We start from the raw sequence: 19531 nt of genomic DNA on the forward strand, positions 1-19531 counted from the left end.
GTTTGGGCGCTTTTTCTCTAGGAGGGATCATTTGATTGCAATCGGCCCACTGAACATCCGACTCGACTTGCTCGTATTCATGGTCAGTCTGCTCGTTCTCTACATCGGCTTCAAAAAAATCGGTTTGACGGAAAAAGAGCGTGACGCGGTCCTCGGCACTTGGTTCGCCGGCTTCCTCGCTTGGAAAGGGAGCGCCATCGTGATCGGTCTGATCTCGACCGGCAGCTTGTCACTTGCCCTGTATGCGACCGGTGGAAACTGGTCGGTCGCCATCGCCGCGCTCGTCATCGGACTGTTCGTCTTTCGGCTCGACAAGCGGCTTTATGGCTATTGGACGTTGTCCGGTCTCGTCCTTTGGCTCGGTGTGACGCTTACCGTCCCGCGTTACGCCTCGCTTCCACTCATCGCTTCACCCCAGCCGCTCCACTTGTACACGGCCGGGCTCATCGTCTTATTGATTATTTTAACGTGGCGCTGGATGCGGACGCCATCGCTCGGTTTATTGGTTTGGACGGCGGTCGGGGCATCGGCCATCTGGCTCGCGAGTACGTATGTGACGACGACGCTGAACCTGTCGTGGCTCGTGCCTTTCACAGCATTGACCGCCCTTGCCGTTTACCTTGCGAGACCGTCGCGCCGCGTCGTGCAATACGGCCTCGGAGCCCTCGTCCTCCTCGCCGTCGTCAATGCGAGCTTGCCGGACGAGACGAAGACGCTCGACTCGAACACGACGGAAGCGACGGGACTGAACATCGGCCAAGTGCCCCCAAACTTCGAGTTGAGACGAACGGACGGCAGTACGTTCCGCTTGGAAGATTTACGCGGCCAGCGCGTCGTCATCAACTTCTGGGCGTCTTGGTGCCCCCCTTGCCGTGCCGAAATGCCCGACATGGCCACATTCGCCCGGTCGACGGATGAAGTGACAATCGTCGCCGTGAATACGACGACGAGTGAGCGTGACGTGATGGACGCCCAGACGTTCGTCGCCCCGTACGAAGATGCGTTCGAGGTCGTCTATGATGAGGACGGTGCCGTCGCGAACGGCTACCGCATCCAAGCGATGCCGACGACGTACGTCCTTGACGAGTCGGGTGTCATCACCGCAAAACAGTTCGGCGCCATCGACAAGGCATGGCTCGATGCCCGGACAAGATAAAAACCGCCGAAGTATTGGCGGTTTTTATCTTTGCTTCAAATACCCTTGCGTCTTTAAAAAGTCTTTCACGTCGAGCCGGGTCGGTTTCGACAACATCCGTCCCATCTGACCGGTCCACGTGTCGTTACGTTGATTTGAACCGCGTGCCGCGTAATAGTCGTGGATCGTCTCATCATAACGTGACAGTTGGCGTTTCAACTCATCCGCCTCGAGTTCATATGTATTCTCGTGATAGACGTGTTCGAACGGCAGGCGCGGCTTCTGGTCCTCGACGTGGTCCGGGACACCGACCGCGAGACCGAACAACGGCAACACCCGCTCCGGCAGACCGAGCAGTTCCTTCACGGCGAACATGTCGTTCCGGATCCCACCGATGTAACAAATACCGAGCCCCATCGATTCCGCGGCGATGACCGCGTTTTGTGAGGCGAGCGCCGCGTCGATGACCGCGACGAGCAGCTTCTCATCTGTCTCGAGCGTGGCCGTTACGGCCGCATCATGAAGTTCACCGATCAACTCGTGACGATAAAAATCGGCGCAAAAGACGAAGAAATGCCCGTTCTCGGCAACGTACGCCTGGTTCCCGGCAATCTCGGCAAGCCGAGCCTTCTTATCCGGGTCGGTCACGCCGATGATCGAGTAGGCTTGGATGAAGCTCGACGTCGAGGCACGTTGGGCGCTCTCGACGATGAGCCGGATTTGTTCGTCGGTCAAGCGCTCGTCCGTGAACGAACGGACGGAGCGGTGGTTCAATAACGTTTCGATGACTTGGTTCATGAAGCTTCCCCCTTTTTAATTATCTTGGCACAGAGGGAAGGCTTCCGACAATTGTAGAGACTTCACTCTACTTTCGAGATGACCCATGGCAACCATAAGACAGGCTCCGTCCCCACGTCTTCTTGATTACTGTATGCACAATACCGTTCCGCTTCTTTGAGCGTCGGAATGAAACCGTGCTCATTCAACCGAAACGTGAATCGTTCGGCGAAGTCCCGCTCTAACCCGTTGCACAAATACGAATGGAACGTGCCATACTCATACCCGAGCATTTCATAACCGAGAGGCCGTCCTGCCGTCTCGTCGTGTTCGTGTCGTAAAATGAACCGTTCGACACCGTATCGCTCGGGACCGTCTCCTTCCTCACCTTCTGCTAAAAAGTCAGAAACATAAGACTCAGGCAGGCAGAGCTCGATGATGTCGAGTTCGATATGAGCGAAGAAGCGGTCCCGAAATTTCTTCGCGAGTTCCATCGTCTGAAACGTTTGAGGGTATCCGAGTTCCCCCCGTTCATGGTATGACTCTACCCATTCTATGAGCATGAGAAAGTCTTCTTCGCTGAGTCGCAGCCGTTCTCGATACAGCTCCTTACTACGGTTTGACGTTCCCCAAAGAACATCAAGCGTCGGATGTTGTTCACAAATGCATGCACTCGCTGACTGGACGAACTCCGGAATCAATCGCGCGTCCATATAGTCGGCTCGTTTCGTCCGTTCGATCAGCAAATAGCCCCCACTTCGCACATTCATCTCGTCACCTCCATTCTCTAGTATACGCAAAAAAAGCAGAGCGCAAACGCACTCTGCTCCTATGCTTATTCTGTCACTTGGCTCAAGAACGGTGTGATGTCGACGTTCAGCTCTTTTGAGAGACGCTCGCCGAGGTCACGGTCCGCACGGTAGAAGTTGCAGATCAACAACAGCACCGTGTTCTCGTGGCGGACTTCTTTAATGTGGGCGACGAGGTTACGGACGAGGGCGTCTTTCTCTTCTTGCGAGTAACGGCGGTACACTTCGCCCGCTTGCCCGAAGTCGTTCGTCTTCTCGATCTTCTGACGACCGGCTACGCCTGTGAGCGGCTGTTCCGTCTCGATATAAGCCGCATCCGGTTTCGGTGCGTCCTCATAGCGGTTCGGTTCATAGTTGACCGGGCTCGTCTGCTGCTTGAACGGCATCGCGCCGTCACGCTGGTTGTTCGACACTTGTGCGAACGGGCAGTTGATCGGGAGCTGTAAGTAGTTCGCCCCGATGCGGTAGCGTTGCGTGTCCGAGTATGAGAAGAGACGACCTTGGAGCATCTTGTCTTCAGACGGTTGAATACCAGGCACGAGCACACCCGGGTTGAAGCCGACCGATTCCGTCTCAGCGAAGTAGTTGTCGACGTTTTTGTTCAATGTCATCGTTCCGACGAGTTGATACGGGATGACGTCTTCGAACCAATCTTTCGTCGCGTCGAGCGGATCGAAGTCGAAGTTGTCCATATCGGCCGGGTCGAGGATTTGAACGTATAAGTCCCACTCCGGGAAGTCGCCTTCTTCGATGGCGTTGAACAAGTCACGCGTCGCATGGTTGAAGTCTTCCGCTTGCACTTTCGCCGCTTCGTCCATCGACAAGTTTTGGATACCTTGTTTCGGAACCCAACGGAGTTTTACGTACACCGTGTTACCGAATTCGTTGACCCATTTGAACGAGTGGACAGACGAACCGCGCATATGACGGTATGACGCCGGGATGCCTTCGTCACTGAACAAGTGGATGAGCATGCTCGTCGACTCCGGTGTGAGCGACATGAAGTCGAAGAAACGGTCCGGGTCTTGAAGGTTCGTCCGTGGGTCCGGCTTAAGTGAATGGATCACGTCCGGGAATTTGATGGCGTCACGGATGAAGAAGACCGGCAAGTTGTTCCCGACGAAGTCATAGTTGCCTTCCTCTGTGTAGAACTTGACCGAGAATCCGCGCGGGTCACGGAGCGTTTCCGGTGAGCCGAGGCCGTGGATGACTGTCGAGAAGCGAGCAAAAATTGGAGTTTCTTTTCCTTCTTCTTGCAAGAAATTGGCTTTTGTATATCGTTTCATGCTATTTTTAACTTTAAAGACACCGTGTGCTCCGGCACCACGGGCGTGAACGACCCGTTCCGGCACACGCTCACGGTCAAAGTGGGCGAGTTTCTCAATTAGCTGATAATCTTCGAGAAGCGTTGGGCCGCGGCGGCCCGCAGTGATGGAGTTGGCGTTATCCCCGATTGGGACGCCTTGGTTAGTAGTTAGACGACGATGTTGATCCATATTGTTGCCTCCTCTTTATAATCATTCTTACAAAGTTAATAATATTAAAAGATAATAATTATTACAAACAAAAGAGCTCGAGAATCTCGAGCTCTTTTTTGTAATCGCTATCATTCACCATTTTTCTGTTGTTCTTTCCGGTGAATCTCTGTCACCAGCAACGCCGCGATAATTCCTCCGAGCGACCCGGCGACGATATCGACCATCGTGTCGTCGTTCCCGTTCCCTTGCATCGTCGTATTCAAGACGAGGTCGGACGTGAACTCATACATCTCCCACAGCGCCGCCCCCGCCATCGAGAAGACGACGATATAGACGAAGACGAACCGTTTCGGCATCTCGAGCCGAATGTCATCCTCGAGACGGCTGAAAAAGTCATAGCCGAGAAACGCCAAAAACACCCCGCTCAAGACGTGTAAAAACGTATCCCACCATCCGTTCGAATAAAGACCGACGATCGATCCCAAATATTGCGACGCAAACAAAAACAAAATATAGGCGACTTTCATCTTCGCGTCGAACTCGGTCTTGAACGCTTTCTCCAATAGGAACGGGATCAACCCGGACACCATCCCGGCCCCGGCGACGCTCGCGTCAAACCACGCCTCTTCGATCACCGATGTGACAAGAATGATCCCCATGAACAAAACGAAACCGAACTCTAGCATCCGTCCTCGTGTCAGTTTCATCTCACATTCCTTCCTTCCATCCGATGTCTCTTGTTCTCATTCCCGTTTCAGCCAGGAATGGAACGATTCCTCTGAAAACTTCACGCATTTGTCGAATCGCTATGACGGTCTCGGCATGACAAAAAGACCCCATCGCAAAAGCGATGAGGTCTCGTCTTATTTCTCGGCGACAAAAAAGATGCGTTCGGCGTCCGGGCCTGGCGCTTTGTCCGTGAAGTCGGCCGTTACCGATTTCACATGAAAGCCCGCCCCGATGAGCCATTGCATATACTGTCCCGGCTCATACGTCCGCTGTTCGTGCGTCTCTTCAACACGTTCATACGTCCCGTCCTCTAAGGCGACGAAGAACGTCAAGTCGTGAACGACCGAGAGCGGGGCCTCGCCCGGGTCGGCGAACCAAATGTACGAGCAGTCCTCCCCGTTCGACGCGTACGTCTTCTGGTTGAAGAGCGTCTGCATCTTGTTCGGCGAGTGGACGTCGAAGATGAACGTCCCGCCCGGCTTGAGTTGCTCATACACCGCCTCAAACGTGTCGATGACATCGGCCTCGTCCGCTAAGTAGCAGAGCGAGTCACAAAGGATCGTCACGGCATCGACTGGACTCGGCAACTCGAGCTCGCGCATGTCTTGCTGCCAAAGCGGCAACTCAACACCAGCTTCAAGCGCCTTCTCTTGGGCGACTTCAAGCATCGATTCAGACAAGTCAATGCCTAGCGTGTCGTAATGAGCGGCGAGTTGAATCGTCGCAGAACCCGTCCCGCATCCGACGTCGGCGAGCGACGCACCGTCCGGCAAATGACGCCGCACGAACGCGACCCACTCCCCGTAAGGTGCGTCTTTCATCAACTCATCGTATACGTAGGCGAACCCTTCGTACGCCATTAGCCGACTTCCACTTCGATGTGCGGCGCATCAGCCCACAGCCGCTCAAGGTTGTAGTAGTCGCGGTCGTCGCGATGGAAGATGTGGACGACGACGTTCTCGAGGTCAGCGAGCACCCAACGAGCCGTGTCCATGCCTTCGAATTTGTGAAGCGGGAGATCGTTCTCACCGGCGACGTCTTTAATTTCGCGCGCGATCGCTTCGACTTGCTTCTCTGAGTTCCCGTGGCAGATGACGAAATAGTCCGCGATCGGTGAGATTCCTTCCATGTCGAGGACGACGATGTCTTCGGCACGTTTGTCGTCCGCAGCTTTCACAATCAATTCTAGTTGTTCTTTTACAGTCATATTGACCCTCCTAAGGTGTGTTCACAAAATGGTTATACGTCTCGATCGTCAGTGGGAAAATCCGCACCGACTTGTTCAATAAATGGTGGATCGTCTGGCGCAGCGTCGCGACGACGGCTGCCTCGAGTGACGTTTCGGCCACGTCGCGCAACAGTTCGACGCCAGGATAGTTTCGGTTCGGTTCAATCGCATCGGCCACGAATAAAATCTGGTCGAGGCGCGACATCCCCGGTTCACCCGTCGTATGATTTTTGATGGCGGATACGACGGCAGCGTCCAGGTCGTAAGTGCGGTCCAACAAGACCGCACCGACCGGCGCATGGAGCAACTCGTCATCAAATTCGAGCAACAACGGGTCGAGCGGCTCGTCCAAGACGACCCGGCGCATCTCATCACGGTCAAAATATTTCGCATAGTCGTGCAACATCGCTGCCAGACGTGCCTGTTCCACGTTCTCTCCATACTTCAGCGCCAAGCGTTCAGCCGCCTCGACGACGCCGAGCGTATGGATGAGTCGTTTTTCGGGCAACGTCTGTTCAATCAACGTTCTCGCTTCTTCATACGTCATACAGTCCATGCTCCTTGATATAAGTTTCGACGTCAGCCGGCACGAGGTAGGCGACCGAGCGGTTCCGCTTCGCGCGCTCCCGGATGTCGGTCGACGAGATCTCAAGCTGCGGCATGTCGATCGTCCGGACATCGGCCCGTTTCGGAAGACGATAGCGGCTTCCGGGACGAGCGACGGCGCCGAACGTGACGAGCTGAATGAGTGTCTCGTAATCGTACCATTTCTCGAGCGCTTCGAGCGAGTCGGCACCGATCAAGAAAAAGAAAGTGTCGTCGGGATAGCGCTCACGCAACCGTTTCATCGTCTCGACCGTATACGACGGTTCTTCTCGTTCGAACTCGATCATACTGAGCTTGAAGGCAGGGTTGTCCGCGATCGCCCGTCGCGTCATCTCGATTCGGTCGTCTGCCGGACTGAACCCGGACTTATGGGGCGGGATAGCCGCTGGCAGAAACCAAATCTCATCAAGGTCGAGTTGTTCCCGCGCCTGTTCGGCAATGAGCAGATGACCGAGATGTGGCGGGTCGAACGTCCCTCCCATCAAACCGATGCGGCTCATGGAAGTTTGATTTGGCGATTTTCTTTCTCCGTCGCCTGTTTGTACAAGACGATGACTTTCCCAATGACTTGAACGACTTCGGCTTTCGTACCTTCAGCGAGCTCTCCGGCCACGTCTTTCGGCGTGTCGGCACAGTTTTGGAGCACTTGCACTTTCAACAGTTCACGCTTCTCGAGCGCGTCACTAATGTCTTTGCACATCGCTTCGCTGACACCATTTTTACCGACTTGATAGATCGGCGAGAGGTGATGGGCCTCTGAACGTAAAAAACGTTTTTGTTTACCTGATAACATTATTTCTATTCCTCCAATAAGCTCTCAATTAACTTCATTCCAACAAGTTGATCCGGTTTCACACCTGTAAAACGTTCAAACGCCAAGGCGCCTTGTCCGACGAACATGGCGATCCCGTTGACGGTTTTTCCACCGCGTTCGGCGGCTTCGCTTAAAAATGGTGTGACGAGTGGACGATATATGATATCACAAACGACGGTGTTTTGTCGTAATCGATTTAACGATAACGGGGATGACACCCCGTCCATCCCGACTGATGTCGTCTGGATGATGACGTCATACCGTGAGACGTCGACGTCTGACAGCGTGCTCGACTCGATGCCGAACTCGTCTGCGAGACGCTCGGCCCGGCTCATCGTTCGGTTCGTGACCGTGACATTTCGCGTCGGTAACGCATGGATGATCCCACGCGCCGCTCCACCCGCCCCGATGACGAGCACACGGCCCGTCCAGTCGGTGTATGGGTCGAGTGCGGTCACGAGACCAATGCCGTCCGTGTTTGCCCCGATTAAACGACCGTCTCGTTTATAGACGGTGTTGACGGCGCCAGCCGACTTGGCTGCCTCCTCTAAATCGTCTAGCAACGGGATGACCGCTTCTTTGTACGGGATCGTCACGTTGAATCCGTCAAAGTCCCCGTCTCGCATCGCTTGAAACAACGGTGCGAGCTCGGCTGTTGTGACATCGATCGCCTCATAGCGCCCGAAAAGCCCAGACGCCCTCAGCCACTGCTCGTGCAGGACGGGAGAGAGCGAATGAGCAATCGGGTGACCGATGACGGCCAGTCTCATACGAGCGCCTCACGCAACGTGACGGCAACTCCTTTTGGGGCCCAAGCAGCGATACGGCCGCCTTTGCCGTGAATGGCGACCCAACCGAGTCCGCTGAAGACGATATCCGTCTTGACGCCGTCACGGAGACTGAACTCGTGACGAACGAGCGGAGGCAATTTTTCGAGCGTCTTCTCGTTCGGCGGGTTGAGCATTTTGCCGATATGGTTCTCGTACAACTCGTCCGCTTTGTCGAGCTTCGTACGGTGCGTCTTCAACTCGTTCGACATGTAGACGACGAATGACCGTTTGTTGCCTTCCATGTAGTCGAGACGGGCGAGTCCGCCGAAGAAGAGCGTCTGCTGCGGGTTCAATTGGAACACGTGCGGTTTGATCTCTTTTTTCGGGGTGATCGTCTTCAAATCTTTCGCATCGACGTAATGGGCCATTTGGTGGCGGTTGATGATCCCTGGCGTGTCGTAAAGGTTCGCATCGTCATCGAGCGGGACGTCAATCAAATCGAGCGTCGTTCCCGGGAAATGGCTGACCGTGATGATCGCCTCGTCCTCTTCGCCGAAACGCTTGATGATCTGGTTGATGAGCGTCGACTTCCCGACGTTCGTGCAACCGACGACGTAGACGTCTTTGCCTTTACGGTAATATTCGATCTTCTCGGCGAGCTCGTCGATGCCGTGCCCTTTTTTGGCACTGATCAAATGGACGTCGACCGGGTTTAAGCCGAGTTCTTTCGCCTCGCTCTTCATCCAGTTCGCCATCCGGTTCGGGTTGACCGATTTCGGCAACAAGTCGACTTTGTTTCCGACCAAGAGGACCGGATTGGATCCGACCGAACGTTGGAGTCCCGGGAGCCAGCTCCCATTGAAGTCGAAGATGTCGACGATTTTAATGACGAGCGCCTCGCGCGCGCCAATCCCGTTCAAGATGCGCAAGAAGTCGTCATCTGTCAGTTCGACGTCTTGAATTTGGTTGTAGTGTTTCAATTTGAAGCATCGTTGGCAAATGACGATCTCGCGATCGAGTGCCGATTTCGGGGCATACCCGACACCAGCCGGGTCTTCCGTTTGAATGAGAACGCCGCAACCGGCGCAATAACGTTTTGTTTCTTCCATAGCGTTGTCTGCTGTCATTTAAGTTTCCTCTTCTTCATTCGCTGTAGCGCCTCGCCGCTACTCCTGAAGCGTTAATTCCGACGCCTTACGCGCCGTACAAGGACAGCCTCCTTCTTCCTGTGCGTTCGAGGTCCTTATTCATCTTTTTTATGTGAATCTTCGGAACGCGAGTGCATCGCTTCCCCGATTTTCTCAGCGACAGCCACTTTGGCCCGCTTCGCATCGACGGCGATCTCCTCGACTTTCTTCGTGTTCAATACGTACTTCCCGCGGCGCTTCATGTGCGCGAACACGACTTTCTCGAGCATACGGTTGAACTTCGTGACGAGACCGTCCGTCTTGACGACAGGTTCGACGTGGATGACGTGGATGCCGGCCATGTTGGCGCCGAGCACGTCCGTGAACAGTTGGTCCCCTAAGAAGATCGCTTCCTTCGTCGAGTAGCCGTATTTGGCGAGCGCCTGCTTGAACCCTGACGGCAATGGCTTTTTCGCGCGCGACACGTAGTGAAGACCGAGCGGTTCCGTGAACGTTCGGACGCGGTTCTCGTTGTTATTCGACACGACGATGACATCGAGTCCGTGTGATTTCACTTTTTCCAACCATAGCAAAAGAAGCTCCGGTGCGTGCGGGACGTCCCAGGCCACGAGTGTATTATCAAGGTCCGTCAAGATGACGCGGACACCACGGTCTTTCAATTCTTCAAGGTCGATGTCAAAGACTGACGCGACGAACTGTTTCGGATAAAGTCGATTAAACACGTTTGAATTCCTCCAATTATCTAAAGCGATTCAACTACTCATACAAGTATTGATATCCCTTCTATGGTAAACGAAAACCGACCAAACGACTAGTGTATCGTTTGGCCGGAAAGAAAAAGTTTGTGAATTAGCCGTTTTGGATCGTTCCGATCGCTTCACCGAGTCGGACCGGACCGATTTTTGACGAGTCAATCGCGACCCTCCCTTTCTCGAAGCAAAGGACGACCGTCGAGCCGAACGAGAAGTAGCCGACTTCCTCGCCTTTCGCCACTTCAGACGCGTCATGCGTCCACTCGATCGTGTTGACGTTCAAGGCGCCGACCATGACGTGCTCGTACACGCCGGCCGCACTGTCAAAGCGTGTGACCCGGCGATAGTTGCGCGAGAGCGGACGGACCGTCTCCGTCAAACCGATCTCATTGACCGGGGCCGATCGATCGCCGAGCTCATAATGGCTGAGCACGCGCCCGGCGAGCGGGACGTGGACGCGGTGATAGTCGCGCGGGCTCAAGTAAAGCACACACACCGTGCCGCCTGCGTAACGACGCGCCTCTTGCTGAGAGCCGAGCAACTCGGCGAGCGTGTAGGACTGCCCTTTCACCTCAAAGCGGCTATCGTCTGAGATGTCCGTGACGATCGACAATTTCCCGTCGCACGGGGAAACGATGGCGTCGGCGCGTTCATCGATAGGACGGACACCGTCTTTCAAGTGACGCGTGAAGAAGGCGTGCAAACTCGGATACGTCGCGATCGGATCTTTCGCTTCCTCGAGATCGATCGCATACAGTTTAGCAAATGAAGGGATGAGCGGACGGCTGATCGGTGACTCAGCGAACGACCGGAGCCGTTTGGCGATGAACGGCGAGGCGTTCAGTTCAAACAACGTCTGGTAGAAACGACTTTTGATCACTGTTCGCCCTCCTCGTTTTTAAAGAACGTCTCATATTGTTGCTCAGAGACGGCTCCTTCGATGCGCCCTGTCTCTTGACCGTCCTCGAATCGGATGACGGTCGGGGTGCCGTTAATGCCGTATGTCGTCCAGACGTTATGGTCGGCCAAGTTGATCGAGACGGCATCGTACTCTTCAACGAGAGGCTCGACGTATGGTTTCACTTGTTCACAGTACTCACAGCCAGTCTGCCAGAAGTAAACGACGACCTCTTCTTCTTCCGAAATCTTCGTCTCCAGCTCTTCTGCCGTGACGGCGTTGACGCCTTCCTCTTCGTTCGCGTTGTTCAAAAAGAACAACAGCCCGATACCGATGACGATGATGGCACCGATGATTGCGAACGTGATAAAGTTCGCGCGTTTTGCATCATTTTTCATAGTTGGTTCCTCCTTCAGATATAAAAAGAACTGACTCAGATGTGAGTCAGTTTGATTGTGAACGCCTTACTTCTCTTGAGCGACGTCGCTGATCCCCATATCGCGGTTAAGCGTATCCAAGAGTACGATAAAGATTGTGATGACCACGCCAAACGCTGTCGCGAGCATCGCATTGAATGGCACGCCATCGACAGCAGAAATGATAAAGATTGCTGTGTTCGAAAGCAAGATCGCCCAGAACAATGTGACTAAATAACGCATCGAAAGTCCCCTCCATCTCACAGATGATTCATGAAAAATCCATACGACCTTAGTATAGCATTGTTACCATAGAATGTGCGACCTCGATTGTATATTCTTTCCGTTGAAACCGGAAGTATGATACCGTCAGAGAAACAGCACATCGAAGAAAAGAGGATGACTTATGTCACGTTATTTAATCGCAGTTGATTTAGACGGTACGTTGTTACGAGACGACAAGACGATCAGCGACCGGAACATCCGCGCGCTACAGGCGGCTCGGGAGGCGGGTCATGAAGTCATGATTGCGACGGGACGTCCCCAACGCCACTCGATCATGTACTACGAACAGCTCGGCTTGACGACGCCTTTGATCAACTTCAACGGAGCGCTCGTCCACCATCCAAAAGACACGTCTTACGCGGTGACTCACCGTCCGATCCCGCTCAAGACGGCACACGATATCATCGAAGAAGTGTCAGAGACGAGAGCACATAACATCGTCGTCGAAGTGACCGACCACGTCTATTTCCATAAAGATCCGCAAGAGTTTTACAGCCCTTACGCCGAACGGGCGCTCAGCGTCACATCAGGCGACTTGCTCAAACATTTACAGGAAGAGCCGACATCGCTTCTCATCCATGCGACGAAAGAGCACGTCGACCACGTCCGTTCGCGCTTGAACAAAGTTCACGCCGAGGCCGTGTTGAACCGTCAATGGCGGATGCCCGAGCACATGATCGAGGTCATGAGCCAAAACACGTCGAAAGCACTCGGCCTTCGTGAAGTGTCGAAACACTTGAACATCAACCGGAAGAACATCATCGCCTTCGGTGACGAGGAGAACGACCTCGAGATGCTCGACTACGTCGGGACCGGTGTCGCGATGGGCAACGCCATCAGCCAGTTGAAAGCTGTCGCGAACGAAGTGACCGCCTCGAACATGGACGACGGGATCGCCATCTACCTCGAAGAAAAACTCGGCATCAAAGCATAATCTCCACACCGTCTGTGCATGCAGTCGGTGTGTTTTTGCGTTCAGCTCTAAAAATCGGTCAAATAAAGCGCCACAAATAGTCGTCAAAAATCTTAGTCATGACTTTCGGGGTGTTCGCGATGTACACCTTGATTTGTTCCGCATTCGAGTCGACTGGATTCGCGTCGCGTTCATCCGTCGGGAAATCTGAGATGCCTTTGATGATGATGCATTCGACGTCATTTATCTTGCAGATATATGCGATGGCCCCTGCTTCCGTATCTGCGATGGTGATGCCGTGTTCCTTCAGTTCCAAATAGTCGTTCCACATCACAACCGCGCGATCGGCCGTCGCGATGGTACCGCTCAAAAAATCGTCTCCGTAATTCGCTATCCCAAGCTCGACGATAAACGATGGCTTGATGAGCGGCTCCACTTCCTTGACCGTGCAATCGTATTGAACGGCGCGATGAGGCACAAAAATATCCAAGTCAGTGTATGTATCGTCGATTCCGGCACACGTCCCAGCCACGATTATTTTTGCTAAATTGAAGCGAGACATCATATATTGATTGGCACCGACCCCATTCGCTTTCCGCACACCGGTGCTGTAGAAAATAAGTTCGACGTCATCAAGCGTCCTCTTGAAATACTCGCCATACGGGTAACTGAAACGCTCCTCGTCTTTTACATCATAATAGTCCAATGTCGCGTCATATTCCCACTTCGTCGCAATACTGACTCCGATCATCACGCAACCGCCCCTCTATCATTCTTATTGCTAACTATACAATAACCCCCGCCGAATACTCAGCGGGGGTTCATTTTAGCGTCGGAACGCGCCTTCGACATCTTCGGTCGGGACCATGTTGATGAAGACGGTCGGGTCGGCATCCTTACAGATGCGCGTGATTTCACGCACTTCGTGGCGTTGGGCGACCATCATGAGCGTCGCCTTCTCGACTTTCGAGTATGTGCCGATCGCCGGCATGAGCGTGATGCCGCGGAAGACGTGCTGGTGCAATTCTTTCGTCACTTCATCCGGGTGGCTCGTGACGATGAAGAGCGTCTGCCGCTGCGTGTTCGTATAGATCTCATCGATGACTTTCGATGTCACATACAAGAAGACGATCGTGTACAGCGCCGTCTGCCATCCGAATAAAGCACCGGCCCAGAGCGCGATCATCATGTTCATAAGGAACAAGTAGACGCCGACCGAGTTGTTCGTAAACTTCGCCAAGATGAGGGCGACGATATCGAATCCACCCGTCGAGGCACCGAAGCGAATCGTGATCCCCGAACCGATCGCAAGCAAGACCCCGCCGAACACGGCGTTCAAGAGCGGGTCGTCCGAGAGGAGCTGCGATTGTGGAAGCACGCGAATGAACACGGTGACAGCCGCGACGCTGATGAGCGTATGAATCATCATGTTCTTGCCGAGCATGAAGTAACTGACAATCAACAACGGCACGTTTAAGACGAAGAACCAAATCCCTTCCCCAAGCTCAAACGGTGTCCCCGCAAACAGTTGCGTAAAGATTTGGGCGAGCCCTGTAAATCCGGTCGAGTATACCCCCGCCGGGATTAAAAATAATGTCATGGATAATGCAACGAACACTCCCCCAATAATCGAAACGATTCCGATGCGAGCATGTTCTTTAACGGCTTCCGTCAAGTTTTGTCTCCCCTTTCAAAAATAGCTAAGAATCAAGATAACATAGATTCCAGGCGCTGCCTATCATTAAAATAAGCCAATCTGTAGACGGTGCCGAATAAAAAACAAGCCGGCCGAAGCCGACTTGTTGCGAGCACACATTTGATTACGCTTTCACCGTTTCGACAGTCACCGCTTCGTTCGCCGGTACCGTGACGACATTTCCGTAGACGCGGATGTCGACAGCTGTACCGCCGTTCTGCTTGATCGTCACGTGGTCACGTGTCGATGAGATCGTCAAATGATGGCCGCGCCAGAGCATGTTGAACGAGTAGCCGTTCCAATCTTTCGGAATCATCGGGCTGAACGTTAGCTCATTGTCGAGCGCGCGCATCCCGGCGAAGCCGTGGACGATCGACATCCACGAACCGACCATCGACGTGATGTGTAAGCCGTCTTCTGTGTCGTTGTTATAGTTGTCGAGGTCGAGTCGGGCTGAACGTTGGTATAGTTCGACCGCTTTGTCCTCATAACCGACTTCGGCCGCAATGATCGAGTAGACGCAAGGCGATAGGCTCGACTCATGGACCGTACGCGGTTCGTAGAAGTCGAAGTTCGCCTGTTTCTGCTCAAGCGTGAAGCGGTCGCTGAACGTATAGAGACCTTGGAGCACGTCCGCCTGTTTGATGAAGTTCGAGCGGAGGATGCGGTCCCACGACCAGTTCTGGTTGAGCGGCAAGTGTTTCGGATCGAGGTCTTTCACTAAGATCTGCTCTTTATCCATGAAGCCGTCCTGTTGCATGAACACGTCAGGAACGAGGTCGTCTTTCGGATAGTACATCTTCGTTTGGATGTCGTTCCACTTCGCGATCTCCTCATCCGATAGACCAAGCGTCGCCACGAGTTCGTCAAGACGAGCCGGCTCCGCTTCTTTCAAGTAGTTGTATACTTCTTGCGTGTACTCGAGCGTCCACGCGGCGATCAAGTTCGTGTACCAGTTGTTGTTGACGTTGTTGTCATATTCGTTCGGACCTGTGACGCCTAGGATCATATACACGTCTTTGTGTGGCACAAAGTTGACGCGGCTCGCCCAGTAACGCGAGATTTCGACCAATACTTCAAGTCCGTATTTGCCAAGGTATGACTTGTCGCCCGTGAAGTTCGTATAGTTGAAAATCGCATGGGCGATCGCACCGTTCCGATGAATCTCTTCGTGCGTGATTTCCCACTCGTTGTGGCACTCTTCCCCGTTCATCGTCACCATCGGATAGAGGGCACCTTCCATCCCGACGTTTTTCACCGAGTTCTCTTTCGCTTGCGGCAATTGGTTATGGCGATATTTGAGCAAGTTCCATGACACTTCCGGTTTGGCTGTCGCTAAATAGAAGTGGAGGCAATACGCTTCTGTATCCCAATACGTCGCACCGCCATACTTTTCACCGGTGAACCCTTTCGGTCCGATGTTGAGACGTGAGTCTTCACCCGTGTACGTTTGATACATATTGAAGATGTTGAAGCGGATGCCTTGCTGCGCCTCGGCGTCGCCATCAATGCGAACGTCAGCATCTTCCCAGCGCGCGAGCCAGGCGTCGGTCTGCTCGGCAAGCAGCGTCTCGAATCCTTTTTCAAACGCCGCCTCGACGCGTTGCATCCCTGCCGATTGCAGTCCATCGATCTCGTAGTCACGGTTCGTGACGACCGATACGTATTTATACGCCGTTGCCGTTTCACCGGCCGGCGCCGTCACCGTGAACTTGTTCGCGACGAACAGGTCGGTCGCTTCGAGCACTTCACAGCGCGCGCCTTCGACGTCTGCGATCATCGAAGCCGTCACGTGCCAATCGAGCTTTTTCGTCTTCGTCGTGACAAAACCGAAACGCTCTTCGACACCGTGTTCGACTGGCAACCAGAACTTCTCATCATAGTTCGAGTCCTCGTTGACGACGTCACCGTCCAAGTATGGCGTAAACTCGATTTTCGCCTCGTAGTTGATCGGCGTGACGTTATAACGAATCGCTAAGATTTCTTTATCGACGATCGAGAAGAAACGGACGACTTCCACTTTCGTCTCTTCCGTCCCGTTCAACAATGTGAACGTCCGCGTGAGGACGCCACGTTGCATATCGAGCTCGCGCTTGAATTCTTTCACGTCCCATTTCGCCAAGTCGACCGCTGTCCCGTTAATGGCAACACGAAGTCCGATGACGTTTGTTGCGTTCAACACTTTTGCGAAGTATTCCGGATAGCCGTTCTTCCACCAACCGACGCGCGTTTTGTCCGGGTAATAGACGCCTGCCACATAAAACCCTTGGTGCGTGTCATTCGAGTAATCTTCCTCGAAGTTCCCTCGCATCCCCATATGCCCGTTACCGAGCGAGGTGATCGATTCGGCGAGACGGTTCTCTTTCGGGTGAAGCCCTTCTTCCGTTACTTTCCATTCATCGACTGCAAACAATCGTTTCATCTGTCTGCCACTCCTTTTTCTCTACAAGGCTACTCCTCGATAGACAACGGAATCATGCAACCGTTTGTCTATGAAAGCGCTGTATTTCAATCTCACCTCTCATTTTACACGACTCAACGAAGAATGCAATCGTTTGCATAGAACTTTTTCTTTCTTTTTTTCCTCACAGTTTACGGCAGACAAAAACGGCTTCGAGTTCCCCCGAAGCCGTTCCAAATCAAACGTCGCGATCGCGGCCGAACGCCGCATTGCCTTCATGCCCTTCAAACGCCGGGTTGTCCCCGTCGTTGAAGCCGGTATCCGGTTCATCGAGAATGAGCGCATAACCACCGCTCATGATGTCTCCGTACGCCTTGTTCACGTCATCGTCCGCGAGTCCGAGGTCGAGGAGCGCTCGTTTCACTTCTTGCTCGCCTTCAGCGACGCCGGCAAACTTTTGCAGCCATGAAGCTGAAGCCTCTTCCACTTTCGCATCGGTGTTTCGTTTGACGAGCGATACGTTATCCTCGTCTCGCACGACGACGAACAAGTCCTTCTCGTCATAGCCATCATGGTTCAACTGATCAATCTTCGAGACGAGGGCCGCCTCGTCTTGGTACGTGTCAACAAATCGTCTTCTGCTCATTATGTCTCATCCTTTCGCTTTGTAAGTGATGAATCGATGTCGATGCGGGCATCGCCTTCCTCCCGGACCTCGATCTCTTCTTTGCGCAACGTCTCCGTGACCGTTTCGACGTCTTCTCGCACGTGCTTATGCACGATGATCTCCTCGACGACGACAGGTCGCTTGACGATGAACGCTCGCTCTTCGATGACTTGAATCCGAAGGTGATCGCCTTCGTCGATCGTCCGGATGCCCGGTCGGTCGAAGTCATAGTCTTCAATCTCTTCTAGCGAGCCGTCTTTGCGCTCTACGTGTAACTGTTCCCTCCGAATCGGGATTTCAATCTCTTGATCGGTCTCGGTGACACGTTTGTTCACGACGAGCTCACCGGTTTGGACCGCTTGCTTCTTCACGTCGAGCCGTTCCTCATGCAGGGCGAGCGTTTGTTCTTCGGTGTCTGTCGCTTGTTTTCGACGGGTCGCTGTCGCTGCTTCGAGCCGTTCGCCTTGTTCCGCGTCGACGTAGAGGAACAACTTTCCTTGCTCGATCGCCTGGGCGAACGTCTCCTGTCTTTCAGGCGTCAAGCGCATACTGCCGAGCCATCGCTCGACCGGACGCTCGCTCGATGTGACGAGCGAAGCGATCGCCTGCGGGTCGTCGGCGACGAGAACGTATAGATTCGATTGACGTTTCACGGCCTCTCCCGTCTCTTTACGTTTGACGAGCACGAACATGTCTCCTTCGTCGTAACCTTCTCGTTTCAAGTCGACCGTCCGCGCGAGCAACGCCGTGGCATCGTCGAACAGTTCAGAAATGATGGCTTGTCTCATGTCTCATTCCTCCTAAAGTATGTCGTAAAAAAAGGATGGTCCCTTTAGAGAGAACCATCCTTCTTCAGGTACTTGGTCAAATTAGAGGCGGTCGCGGTCGTCACGGCGTGTGTGGTCACCGTCACGCTTGCGGAGGTCATCTTCACCCTCGATATGGGCTTCTTCCTTCCGGACTGTCTCCCGTACTGTTTCAGTATCCTTCACTTTTTCTTTGCCGACGACGATCTCTTCCGCGACGACATCTTTCTTCGTCACATCGACACGTTCTTCCGTCACAGGGACACGAATCTCGTCACGTTCGTTCTTCGCATCGAACGAGTGGTCTGTCGCGGCGCGGTCACCGTCGACTGGACGTCGCTCGACATACACTTCGTCACGCTCGACTTCGACATCGATGCGTTCTTCATGCTCGACGACGTCTTTCTCGACGCGAACCTCGCCCGTTTGGACGCGCTCTTTGTTCACTTGTAGACGTTCTTCATGCAACTGCAACTTCTGCTCGTCCGTCAAGTCGGTGCGGTTACGGATATCCTCGTCCATGTCGTGGTGACGCGTCGAGTCATGATGCGATCCCGTCGCGTCAAGACCTGTTCCGGCTGCTCCGACACCTGTACCAATCGGGTCACGAGCCGTCATGTTTCCAGCCTCGTTCCCTTCTGAACCGTAGCCTGCTGACGTACGTCCTTCGAACGTATCGTTCCGTCCGTTATCGAGGACACCATCGTCCGTATCAAGCAAGAGGACGAAGCCGCCGTTCTCGATATCTGAATGGTGGCGTGCCGTCTCTTCTTCTGAGAAGCCGAGTTTGTCGAACGTGTGACGAACTTCGTCTGCACCGTCCGCGACTCCGAAGAAGCGATCAAGCCATGATGCTTTTGTTTCTTTTACTTCTGCACCCGTTTCGCCACGAACCATTGAAAGGTTCGATTTATCTTTCACAACGACGTACAAGTCTTCTTCACGATGACCTTGAGCACGGAGCTCATCAATTTTTGACACGAGTTCTGACTCCTGATAGTAAGTTCCTACGTAACGTTTGTTATCCATGATTGTATCTCCCTTTCAAATTCTTTATTTTTTTGGTTATTGGCTGGGCTGATTCGTTATGTTCTACCATCCTGCCGGTAATGTATGTGTTCCCTTGCAACTCCGTTTCATGCATTTCTTTCATGATTGTAATCTGTTTGTAACGTTGTGACTTTTGTCCGATTGTAACGCCTT

General features: G+C 53.5%; 23 protein-coding genes. 2 read left to right on the forward strand and 21 right to left on the reverse strand.

Annotated features, from left to right (window positions below):
* The first annotated feature begins 31 nt into the window (after nt 1-31).
* Nucleotides 32-1156 (forward strand): TlpA disulfide reductase family protein, encoded by a 1125-nt coding sequence (locus tag L971_RS00260; protein WP_047373754.1) that lies wholly within the window; start codon nt 32-34, stop codon nt 1154-1156.
* Nucleotides 1157-1180: 24 nt separating this feature from the next.
* Here L971_RS00260 and nfsA read toward each other — a convergent pair whose 3' ends face one another.
* The 15 genes from nfsA to L971_RS00335 all read right to left on the reverse strand — a co-directional run bounded on the left by nfsA (nt 1181) and on the right by L971_RS00335 (nt 11803).
* A complete protein-coding gene (nfsA, locus tag L971_RS00265) occupies nt 1181-1933 on the reverse strand; it encodes an oxygen-insensitive NADPH nitroreductase (protein ID WP_024371861.1) in 753 nt (250 codons plus the stop codon).
* Between the two features lie 62 nt (nt 1934-1995).
* Entirely contained in the window at nt 1996-2682 is a 687-nt protein-coding gene (locus L971_RS00270; RefSeq protein WP_024371860.1) for a hypothetical protein, read from the reverse strand.
* 65 nt (nt 2683-2747) lie between these two features.
* Nucleotides 2748-4217 (reverse strand): catalase, encoded by a 1470-nt coding sequence (locus L971_RS00275; protein WP_024371859.1) that lies wholly within the window; start codon nt 4215-4217, stop codon nt 2748-2750.
* Nucleotides 4218-4327: 110 nt separating this feature from the next.
* Entirely contained in the window at nt 4328-4906 is a 579-nt protein-coding gene (locus L971_RS00280; protein ID WP_231557536.1) for a hypothetical protein, read from the reverse strand.
* Between the two features lie 156 nt (nt 4907-5062).
* Nucleotides 5063-5788: a class I SAM-dependent methyltransferase gene (locus L971_RS00285; protein ID WP_024371857.1), complete on the reverse strand. Its 726-nt coding sequence runs from the start codon at nt 5786-5788 to the stop codon at nt 5063-5065.
* Nucleotides 5788-6135: a ribosome silencing factor gene (rsfS, locus tag L971_RS00290; protein WP_024371856.1), complete on the reverse strand. Its 348-nt coding sequence runs from the start codon at nt 6133-6135 to the stop codon at nt 5788-5790. Before rsfS ends, L971_RS00285 begins: the two co-directional genes overlap by 1 nt.
* Nucleotides 6136-6145: 10 nt before the next feature.
* On the reverse strand, nt 6146-6703 hold the full coding sequence (yqeK, locus tag L971_RS00295) for a bis(5'-nucleosyl)-tetraphosphatase (symmetrical) YqeK (protein WP_029335754.1): 558 nt from the start codon (nt 6701-6703) through the stop codon (nt 6146-6148).
* Nucleotides 6693-7262, reverse strand: a complete 570-nt coding sequence (locus L971_RS00300) for a nicotinate-nucleotide adenylyltransferase (RefSeq protein ID WP_047373757.1) — start codon at nt 7260-7262, stop codon at nt 6693-6695. The genes yqeK and L971_RS00300 overlap by 11 nt, the downstream gene beginning before the upstream one ends.
* Entirely contained in the window at nt 7259-7555 is a 297-nt protein-coding gene (gene yhbY, locus L971_RS00305; protein ID WP_024371853.1) for a ribosome assembly RNA-binding protein YhbY, read from the reverse strand. The genes L971_RS00300 and yhbY overlap by 4 nt, the downstream gene beginning before the upstream one ends.
* 5 nt (nt 7556-7560) lie before the next feature.
* A complete protein-coding gene (aroE, locus tag L971_RS00310) occupies nt 7561-8346 on the reverse strand; it encodes a shikimate dehydrogenase (protein WP_047373758.1) in 786 nt (261 codons plus the stop codon).
* On the reverse strand, nt 8343-9455 hold the full coding sequence (gene yqeH, locus L971_RS00315; protein ID WP_024371851.1) for a ribosome biogenesis GTPase YqeH: 1113 nt from the start codon (nt 9453-9455) through the stop codon (nt 8343-8345). The genes aroE and yqeH overlap by 4 nt, the downstream gene beginning before the upstream one ends.
* A 134-nt stretch (nt 9456-9589) precedes the next feature.
* Nucleotides 9590-10216 (reverse strand): YqeG family HAD IIIA-type phosphatase, encoded by a 627-nt coding sequence (locus L971_RS00320; protein WP_047373760.1) that lies wholly within the window; start codon nt 10214-10216, stop codon nt 9590-9592.
* A 127-nt stretch (nt 10217-10343) separates the two neighbouring features.
* Complete coding sequence (locus L971_RS00325; protein ID WP_051151422.1) at nt 10344-11126, reverse strand: phosphatidylserine decarboxylase; 783 nt, start codon at nt 11124-11126, stop codon at nt 10344-10346.
* Nucleotides 11123-11542: a co-chaperone YbbN gene (locus L971_RS00330; protein ID WP_024371848.1), complete on the reverse strand. Its 420-nt coding sequence runs from the start codon at nt 11540-11542 to the stop codon at nt 11123-11125. The genes L971_RS00325 and L971_RS00330 overlap by 4 nt, the downstream gene beginning before the upstream one ends.
* A 66-nt stretch (nt 11543-11608) precedes the next feature.
* Nucleotides 11609-11803: a YjzD family protein gene (locus L971_RS00335; RefSeq protein WP_024371847.1), complete on the reverse strand. Its 195-nt coding sequence runs from the start codon at nt 11801-11803 to the stop codon at nt 11609-11611.
* A 163-nt stretch (nt 11804-11966) separates the two neighbouring features.
* Between L971_RS00335 and L971_RS00340 the strand changes: the two genes are divergently transcribed.
* Nucleotides 11967-12779: a Cof-type HAD-IIB family hydrolase gene (locus L971_RS00340; protein ID WP_024371846.1), complete on the forward strand. Its 813-nt coding sequence runs from the start codon at nt 11967-11969 to the stop codon at nt 12777-12779.
* Between the two features lie 58 nt (nt 12780-12837).
* Here the strand turns inward: L971_RS00340 and L971_RS00345 are convergent, their stop codons facing one another.
* The 6 genes from L971_RS00345 to L971_RS00370 all read right to left on the reverse strand — a co-directional run bounded on the left by L971_RS00345 (nt 12838) and on the right by L971_RS00370 (nt 19357).
* Nucleotides 12838-13509: a permease gene (locus L971_RS00345; RefSeq protein WP_047373761.1), complete on the reverse strand. Its 672-nt coding sequence runs from the start codon at nt 13507-13509 to the stop codon at nt 12838-12840.
* Between the two features lie 75 nt (nt 13510-13584).
* On the reverse strand, nt 13585-14433 hold the full coding sequence (locus tag L971_RS00350; protein WP_024371844.1) for a YitT family protein: 849 nt from the start codon (nt 14431-14433) through the stop codon (nt 13585-13587).
* Nucleotides 14434-14578: 145 nt separating this feature from the next.
* A complete protein-coding gene (locus L971_RS00355) occupies nt 14579-16876 on the reverse strand; it encodes a glycoside hydrolase family 65 protein (protein WP_024371843.1) in 2298 nt (765 codons plus the stop codon).
* Between the two features lie 217 nt (nt 16877-17093).
* Nucleotides 17094-17501 (reverse strand): general stress protein, encoded by a 408-nt coding sequence (locus L971_RS00360; RefSeq protein WP_024371842.1) that lies wholly within the window; start codon nt 17499-17501, stop codon nt 17094-17096.
* Nucleotides 17501-18310 carry a YsnF/AvaK domain-containing protein gene (locus L971_RS14755; protein WP_052200198.1) on the reverse strand — a complete coding sequence of 270 codons (810 nt, stop codon included), beginning with the start codon at nt 18308-18310 and terminating at the stop codon, nt 17501-17503. Before L971_RS14755 ends, L971_RS00360 begins: the two co-directional genes overlap by 1 nt.
* Nucleotides 18311-18391: 81 nt before the next feature.
* On the reverse strand, nt 18392-19357 hold the full coding sequence (locus tag L971_RS00370) for a DUF2382 domain-containing protein (RefSeq protein ID WP_024371840.1): 966 nt from the start codon (nt 19355-19357) through the stop codon (nt 18392-18394).
* Nucleotides 19358-19531: the final 174 nt, after the last annotated feature.

It is taken from the genome of Exiguobacterium sp. ZOR0005 (genome assembly GCF_000798975.1).
GTDB classification, from domain to species: domain Bacteria; phylum Bacillota; class Bacilli; order Exiguobacteriales; family Exiguobacteriaceae; genus Exiguobacterium; species Exiguobacterium aurantiacum.